The sequence below is a fragment of the Streptomyces capoamus genome, assembly GCF_014654935.1.
In the GTDB taxonomy this organism is placed as follows: domain Bacteria; phylum Actinomycetota; class Actinomycetes; order Streptomycetales; family Streptomycetaceae; genus Streptomyces; species Streptomyces capoamus.
In genome coordinates this window covers 128027-131566 of record NZ_BNBF01000010.1, presented here as the reverse complement: position 1 = coordinate 131566, position 3540 = coordinate 128027, and the positions used below count along the sequence as shown (strand labels likewise).

Sequence of the window (3540 nt, the reverse complement as noted above, 5' to 3'; positions counted from 1 at the left end):
CGCTCCACAGGTGGCTGACGGAGGCCGTGTCACCGGCGTCGGAGAAACCGACGGTGAGGATGCCGGCGCAGATCAGGATCATGCCGATGATGGCGGTGACCTTGACCATGGAGAACCAGAACTCCAGCTCGCCGAAGAGCTTCACCGAGATCAGGTTGGCGCCGTACAGGACGACCGTGAAGATCAGCGCCGACACCCATTGCGGGGTGTCGAACCAGTAGGTCATGTAGGAGGCCGCCGCGGTGACCTCGGTGATGCCCGTGACCACCCAGAACAGCCAGTACGTCCATCCGGTCACGAAACCGGCGAACGGGCCGATGAACTCGCGCGCGTACTCCGAGAACGAACCCGACACCGGGCGGTACATCAGCAGCTCGCCGAGGGCGCGCATGATGAAGAAGATGACGAGGCCGGCGATGGCGTACGCCAGGATCAGGCTGGGGCCGGCCTTGGAAATGCCCTTGCCCGCGCCCAGGAACAGGCCGGTGCCGATGGCACCGCCGATGGCGATCATCTGGATCTGCCGGGCGCCGAGCCCGCGCTGATACCCCTCGCCCTCGCTGCCCTCCGCCCGGACGGCCTCGTTGCCGTCGCGATGCTGGTCGACCTGCGCTGAGGTCATGTGTGGTGCGCCTTTCTCCATGCCGACCCGGGCCTTCAGTCGGCCTCGGATCGGGTCTCGATCCCCCCGGATGATGGAGCTGTCTGCCTGGCCGACGGTCGTCGGCTCGGTGGCGCACCCGGCCGGACATGGGTGGTGTCGGCCGGGCGGTCGTGAAGATTTATCACGGCCGCAATACTGATCACAGAGGTGGGATGTGGCCCATCACACAGGTAAAAGCGGACAAAGAGCGCCCGAATGCGCCAAAACCGGCCACAAAGGTGACGGGATCGTTATCCGGATTTGAGTGTCCTCTGAGCGAACGCCCAGCGGGGCGAAACTGGTCGAACCGGGGCAACCGACTACGGCAGCAGAGTCGACACCAGGGTTTCCTGGAGTCCGCCCAGCCACAAATAGGCCAGCACCATCGGCTTGCGGGGGTCCTCCTCCGGGAGCCGGTACAGCAGATCGGTGTCGTCCTCGTCGCTGATCTCCAGCCGGGCGCCGATCGCCAGCCGGAGGTCGTTGAGGGCGCCGAGCCACTGCCGGGACTCCTCGGGGGTCAGTTCGAGCACCGCCCCGCCCTCGTCCACCGGCGCGAGCGCGTCCAGGCTGCGGATCACGCCCAGCGCGTTCTCCCGCTTGCCGGCCCGCAGGTCGTTCTCGGTGTAGCGGCGGAACTCCGCCGAGTGCGCCCGTCGCTGCTCGGCCTCGGCCGACGAGGCGGGCGCCTCCTCGGGATCGCTGTAGGCGTCGGGGAAGAGCCGCCTGAGCACCGGGTCGGCGGGCGGCTCGCTCGGGCCCTCGGCGAACAGCTCGGCGAGCGGGTCCTCCGGGGCCGCGGCACCGGGGCCGGGACCGATGAGTTCCAGGAGCTGGACGGCCAGCGACCGGATGATGGAGATCTCGACGTCGTCGAGCGCGACGGCCGCGCCGCCGCCGGTGAGCGGTTCGAAGTGTCCGGGCATCTGCGTGCGTTACTTCCGGTCCTGCTGGAGGGTGGCCCACAGACCGTAGCCGTGCATCGCCTGCACGTCGCGCTCCATCTCCTCGCGGCTGCCGCTGGAGACGACCGCCCGGCCCTTGTGGTGGACGTCGAGCATGAGCTTGGTGGCCTTGTCCTTGGAGTAGCCGAAGTACGTCTGGAAGACGTACGTCACGTAGCTCATGAGGTTGACCGGGTCGTTGTGCACGATGGTGACCCAGGGGACGTCGGGCTCGGGTACGGCGAAGACCTCCTCCGCCGACTCGGTGCGTTCGATCTCTACGGGCGCGGGTGACGTCACACAGCCATGTTCCCACGGCGCCCATAAATCGTCACACCGACGAAAAGGGAGTACGATCCCTGGTCATGAACACAGCGGACCTTGGGCTGCCGGTGGACGTTCCCTCGACAGCGCTCTTCACGGACCAGTACGAGCTGACGATGCTGCGCGCCGCCCTGAAGGCCGGTACGGCCGAACGGCGGAGCGTGTTCGAGGTCTTCACGCGGAGGCTGCCGGACGGGCGCCGGTACGGCGTGGTGGCCGGCACCGGCCGGGTCCTGGACGCGGTGGAGAACTTCCGCTTCGACGCCGGTGTGCTCGGCTTCCTGCGCGAGCGGGAGATCGTCGACGAGGAGACCCTGGACTGGCTCGCCGACTACCGCTTCGGCGGCGACATCTGGGGCTACCCGGAGGGCGAGGTGTACTTCCCGGGTTCGCCGGTCATGCGCGTCGAGGGCAGCTTCGCCGAGTGCGTCCTGCTGGAGACGGTGATCCTGTCCATCCTCAACCACGACTCCGCGATCGCGGCGGCCGCCTCCCGGATGGCCTCCGCCGCCGGCGACCGCCCGCTGATCGAGATGGGCGCCCGCCGCACCCACGAGCTGGCGGCGGTGGCCGCCGCCCGCGCCGCCTACGTCGGCGGTTTCGCGACCACCTCCGACCTGGCGGCCGGCTTCCGCTACGGCATCCCCACCGTGGGCACCTCGGCGCATGCCTTCACCCTGCTGCACGACCGCGAGCGCGACGCCTTCCAGGCCCAGGTGGACACCCTCGGCCGCGGGACCACGCTGCTGGTGGACACCTACGACGTCGCCGAGGCCGTCCGCACCGCGGTGGAGGTGGCCGGCCCCGAGCTGGGCGCGGTCCGCATCGACTCCGGCGACCTGCTGCTGGTGGCGCACCGGGTGCGGCAGCAGCTGGACGAGCTGGGCGCCACCGACACCAAGATCGTCGTGACGTCCGACCTGGACGAGTACGCCATCGCCTCGCTGGCCGCCGCGCCCGTGGACGCGTACGGCGTCGGCACCCAGCTGGTGACCGGGTCCGGGCACCCGACCTCCTCCATGGTCTACAAGCTGGTCGCGCGCGCCGAGTCGGCCGACCCCAAGGCGCCGCTGGTACCGGTCGCGAAGAAGTCCAGCGGCGGCAAGGTCTCCGTCGGCGGGCGCAAGTGGGCCGCGCGCCGGCTGGACGCGGACGGCGTCGCCGAGGCCGAGGTCGTCGGCACCGGGCCGGTCCCGGCCGAGCTGGCCGACCGGCAGCTGCTGGTGCAGCTGGTCAAGGGCGGGGAGGTGGTCGCCCGGGAGCCGCTGGACGTCACCCGGGACCGGCACATCGCGGCCCGCGCCGGCCTGCCGCTGTCCGCTACGCAGCTGTCCAGGGGGGAACCCGTTCTCCCGACGGAGTACGTACAAGGGCGCTCGGGTAGCTAGAGCGGGACCGCCGTCCGCCCTCGAACGCCCCCTCCCGCCCGGGCCCGGAAGTCTCTAGGCTCAGTTACTTCACTCTCAGTCGAAGGACACCCACCATGCGCCGCGCCTTGATCGTCGTAGACGTGCAGAACGACTTCTGCGAGGGGGGCAGCCTCGCCGTGGCCGGCGGTGCCGACGTGGCCGCCGCCATCACCGAGCTGATCGGCCAGGCGGCGGGCACCGGGTACCGGCACGTGGTGGC

4 protein-coding genes and 1 pseudogene are annotated in these 3540 nt (G+C 70.0%); 2 read left to right on the top strand and 3 right to left on the bottom strand.

Annotated features, from left to right (window positions below):
- From IE312_RS40600 to clpS, 3 genes are all read right to left on the bottom strand, one after another.
- The coding region (locus IE312_RS40600; protein ID WP_229899992.1) for an amino acid permease at positions 1 to 622 on the bottom strand (622 nt) is incomplete at its 3' end.
- Positions 623 to 963: 341 nt separating this feature from the next.
- Positions 964 to 1569, bottom strand: a complete 606-nt coding sequence (locus IE312_RS17810; protein WP_189982911.1) for a DUF2017 domain-containing protein — start codon at positions 1567 to 1569, stop codon at positions 964 to 966.
- Between the two features lie 9 nt (positions 1570 to 1578).
- Positions 1579 to 1887 carry an ATP-dependent Clp protease adapter ClpS gene (gene clpS / locus IE312_RS17805; protein WP_189294522.1) on the bottom strand — a complete coding sequence of 103 codons (309 nt, stop codon included), beginning with the start codon at positions 1885 to 1887 and terminating at the stop codon, positions 1579 to 1581.
- 65 nt (positions 1888 to 1952) lie between these two features.
- Here clpS and IE312_RS17800 point away from each other — a divergent pair, with 65 nt between their 5' ends.
- Positions 1953 to 3299, top strand: coding sequence for a nicotinate phosphoribosyltransferase (locus tag IE312_RS17800; protein ID WP_189982909.1), 1347 nt, complete (start codon positions 1953 to 1955; stop codon positions 3297 to 3299).
- 95 nt (positions 3300 to 3394) lie between these two features.
- Positions 3395 to 3540 (top strand): annotated as a pseudogene (locus IE312_RS40595) (nicotinamidase); the annotation flags it as partial.